Below are 4,129 nucleotides of genomic sequence, written 5' to 3'. Positions count from 1 at the left end.
TCGATCCAACAGGAGCAGGAGATACATTCGCAGGAGGATTTATCGGATACATTGCTTCAACGGATGATGCGTCTTTTGAAAACATGAAACGTGCGATTATTGCAGGATCTGCTTTGGCATCGTTTTGTGTAGAGAAATTCGGAACGCAGCGTTTATTGGAAATCACAAAAGAGGAGATCGAAGCCCGCATTGAGCGCTTTGTTTCCTTAACTAATTTTGAAATGTCAACTGTAGTTGGTTAATTATTTTTTGTAAATTGAGAAACCGCTAAAAAGCTTTATCATGGAAAAGGCAAGTTTATTAGAGTCGTTAAAAAATCTCGTACAACAAGAGGATGCGCTTTCGGTAGCGCGTGAGGTGAGTGAATTACGTAATCAGTTTGAAGACGTGGTTTTGGAAGAAGATCGTCAGTTTCAGGTAAGACAACTGGAAGCACAGGAAAAAGGTGAGCCGGTTGAGGAGCGTGTTGCGGATCCTGTTCGAGACGAGTTTTATCAACTTTATAACGAATTCCGTGATCGTAAAAATGGTCAGCAGAAAGCAAAGAAAGAAACGGAAGAAGCCAATTTACGCCGTAAGAAAGCTTTGTTGGAAAGACTAAGAGAAGTGGTTGAAAAGGAAGAGAATATCGGTGCTGCAATGACGGCATACAAAGAGATTCATGACGCCTGGAAAGAAGTCGGAGATATTCCGAGAGAAAAGCGCCAGGATATTCAATCCGAATATTCCCGTTTGTTGGAGACATTCTTCTATCATATTAAAATCTACCGCGAATTACGCGAGCATGATTTACATCGCAATCATCAATTGAAATTGGATGTGATCCGTCGCATCCTGGAATTGTCTGCGGTTCCTCACGTAAAAGATGTGGAACAGGCAATCAAAACACTTCAAAACGAATGGGACGAAACGGGACCTGTTGGAAATGATGCGTGGGAAAGTTTGAAAAATTCCTATTGGGATGCAGTGCGCGCAGTTTATGCACGTATTCAGACTTTTTACGATGAAAAGAGAACAGAGCTTGCTTCTAATCTCGAGCAGAAAAAAGAAATCGCGAAAAAAGCAGCTGATTTGGTGGCTGACTTTGCGTCTTCCAATTCGAAAGATTGGGATTCGGCTACCGCAACATTACTTGCTTTGCAGGAAGAATGGAAAAAAATCGGTTTCGGACCCCGTAAGGAAAACGAAGAGGTTTGGAAAGAATTCCGCGCTGCTTGCGACGAGTTCTTTGCTAAAAAGAAAGTGTTCTTCGATTCTATCAGAGAGAAATTTGATGATGTTGCTGCGAAAAAACAGCAGTTGATCGACAAGCTGGAAGAGATCAAGAACTCAACCGAATGGAAAAAAACAACCGACCAGATTTTGACTATTCAGAAAGATTGGAAAAACCTGGGAAGTGCTGGGCAGCGTTTCGAGCAGAAGTTGTGGAAGGAATTCCGTGCTGCTTGTGATCATTTCTTCGAAGCAAAACAAACACATTTCAGTTCGAAAGACAAAGAGTTTGAAGAGAACTTAACGAAAAAAATGGAATTGATTGACCGTATCAAAGCGGTTACGATTCCCGAAGATAAAAAAGAAGCATTGACTTTGTTGAAAGGATTTGCTACGGAATTCAATGAAATCGGACATGTGCCGATGAAAGAGAAAGACCGTGTTTTCAATGCTTATAAAGAAGCGTTGGATTCTCACTACAAAAAATTGAAACTGGAAGGCGAGGAGCAGGAAAAAATGTTATTCCAGGCGCGTTTAGATACCTTGAAGGGCGATCCGAATTCGGAAAGAGCCCTGGCAAGAGAGAAATATGATTTGCACGACAAAATCAACCGATTGAAATCCGATATTCTTCAGTTTGAAAACAACCTGGGTTTCTTCGCGAAATCAAAAGGGGCTGATTTGCTGAAAAAAGAAGTGGAATCCAAGATTGCTGCGGCACAGCGCAAAATAGAAGAATTGAAAGCAAAGATTAAAATGATCCAATAAACACGATGAATCGTTCCATAAACATTTTACTCTTATTCTTTTCGTTTCCGGCCTTTGCGTTTATCATTTGCGTAGCTTTTGACATTCACTTTTTCAATATTGCAATTTCGAGTTTACCCTTTAAGTTTCACATATTCATTGGGTTTGCAACACTTTTATTGTTATTGATCATCCGGAGATCTGCGAATCGCTGGGTGGGTGTCAGCATGACCCGAAAGCCGGAACGTTTTCTCTGGAGCACACCGGTTTCTGCCGAACGGAAAAAACAAGTCCGCTTGTTCTTAATCCTTGAAGCCGTGATTGCCTTTTTTTCCATGCTGACCGCTTTGCTTTTGACCGAAGAAGCCTGGCCGATTGCTTTAGTTTATGGAGTGATGGTATTGGATCAACTGGTTTTTCTGGTACTTGCTCAATCCTGGTTTCGTGTCGGAATTACACACAAGGCAGTGGTTGTTGCAGATCGCGAAGTCCGTTTGTTGTATTTCTCCGGTTTGAGAAGAGTGGAGACGCATCAGCAAACACTTTACTTCGAGTACATCGAAGATTTGCAGTTGTTTTTCCCGATTAACTGCATTCCGGAAGGAAAATACGATGAATTCAGAACGGCGATGGAAGAACGGGTGAATCGCGACCGCGTTTTCTTTTCCGAAGGATTTAAAGCGTTGAAATAGACTAAAGACTGAAAGGAGTTAGGACGGATCTTGTCTCTTACCTCTAATAGTCTTGCCTTTATAAAAAGAACAGTTAACAATCAAAAGAGCATTCATGAAAAAATTGACTGAAAAACCACTTTTGTTAGGCCTTTTAGTCGGCTTATTCCTATTGATTCTATGCGTGTTTGTTCCTATTCCGATGTACGATGGAATTTTCCATTACGATAAAGGATTGGTGCATTTTCAGATGGAATCCAAGATTGCTTTGAGTTACTATTTCGGTTTCGGCCTGGATAAAGCATCTTCAAACGGAATTCTTCCAACCAGTTATGAGTTAAAGCCACTTGGTTATGTGCTTTTTGGGTTGATTCACATTGGTTTGCCATCCTTGGTGGCTATCCGCTTCAAAACGAGCAATGCCCGCAAAAAACTAGATGCTTCAACCAATGAATAAGGAATTCAGAAGCTGGCTTTTCTTAATCATTTTAGCGCTTATTTGGGGAAGTTCCTTTATTCTGATGAAAAAGGGAATGTACGACGAGTCGGGAGGAATTATTTTCTTTGATTCACAGGTTGGCGCTTTGAGAATGGCAATCGCCGGTTTGGTGATGCTGCCTTTCGGTTTGATGAATTTGCGGAAAATCACTCATTGGAAACAGGTCGTTTATTTGTTGATCGTCGGAACCTGTGGAAATTTCTTCCCGGCATTTCTCTTTACGTTTGCTGAAACCAAATTGTCTTCCGGATTAGCCGGAATGCTCAACAGTTTTACGCCCTTCTTCACCTTGATCCTCGGATTTTTAATCTTCAAACAGAAAATCCGACTGAAACAGGTAATCGGACTCTTCGTAGCTTTCACCGGAATCTGCATCCTCGTCGGAATCCTGAATGATGCTCCGGTAGAAATTTCCATGTTGCATGTCGGAGCTATTTTATTGGCGACCTTGATGTACGGAACAAGCCTGAACACGATCAAATACAAATTGAGTGAGTTTAAATCGTTGGAAATTGCGTCACTTTCCTTTACTTTTCTGGCAATCCCGGCCGGGATCGTAACGCTGAGTCTGGATACAGGAAGTGTTTTGAAAACAAATCCGCACGCTTACGAAGCCTTGTTCTTTATCAGTATCTTGAGTGTTTTTGGAACGTGCCTGGCTTTATTGCTGTTTAACCAGATCATTGCGCTGAAATCCCCGATGTTTGCTAGCTCCGTTACGTATATGATTCCGATTGTTGCCGTTGTGCTCGGAGTGTTTTTAAATCACGAACAGTTTCATGTGTCCCAGTTTTTGGGAATGATCGTGATTGTGGGAGGAGTTTATTTGGTGAATTCGAAACAGAAGAAAATGGATCGTTAAAAAGATGAAAGAGGGTTTTCCATGTTGCAGATATTCGTAGATTGTGAAAATTGAGACTTCCTCCCCCTTTGTCCCCCTCCAAAGGGGGAAAGCAAAAATTTCCCTTTAAAGATTAAAACTTACTTCGAAAATTTAAAA

The 4,129-nt window shown here is 41.4% G+C and carries 5 protein-coding genes; all 5 read left to right on the top strand.

Features of this window, described 5'->3' with window-relative positions:
- Positions 1-242, top strand: a 242-nt coding sequence (locus Q1V93_RS03865) for a PfkB family carbohydrate kinase (protein WP_300661694.1), incomplete at its 5' end; no start/stop codon positions are given.
- Positions 243-282: 40 nt separating this feature from the next.
- A complete protein-coding gene (locus Q1V93_RS03860; protein WP_300661692.1) occupies positions 283-1,980 on the top strand; it encodes a DUF349 domain-containing protein in 1,698 nt (565 codons plus the stop codon).
- Between the two features lie 5 nt (positions 1,981-1,985).
- Positions 1,986-2,651: a hypothetical protein gene (locus Q1V93_RS03855; RefSeq protein WP_300661690.1), complete on the top strand. Its 666-nt coding sequence runs from the start codon at positions 1,986-1,988 to the stop codon at positions 2,649-2,651.
- 94 nt (positions 2,652-2,745) lie between these two features.
- The gene (locus Q1V93_RS03850) at positions 2,746-3,087 is read left to right on the top strand and encodes a hypothetical protein (protein ID WP_300661688.1); all 342 of its coding nucleotides are present in this window, start codon (positions 2,746-2,748) and stop codon (positions 3,085-3,087) included.
- The gene (locus tag Q1V93_RS03845; protein WP_300661686.1) at positions 3,080-3,991 is read left to right on the top strand and encodes an EamA family transporter; all 912 of its coding nucleotides are present in this window, start codon (positions 3,080-3,082) and stop codon (positions 3,989-3,991) included. Before Q1V93_RS03850 ends, Q1V93_RS03845 begins: the two co-directional genes overlap by 8 nt.
- The last annotated feature ends 138 nt before the right edge of the window (positions 3,992-4,129 follow it).

It is taken from the genome of Fluviicola sp. (assembly GCF_030151805.1).
Classification (GTDB): Bacteria; Bacteroidota; Bacteroidia; order Flavobacteriales_D; family Crocinitomicaceae; genus Fluviicola.
This window is presented reverse-complemented; position numbering and strand designations above follow the sequence as displayed.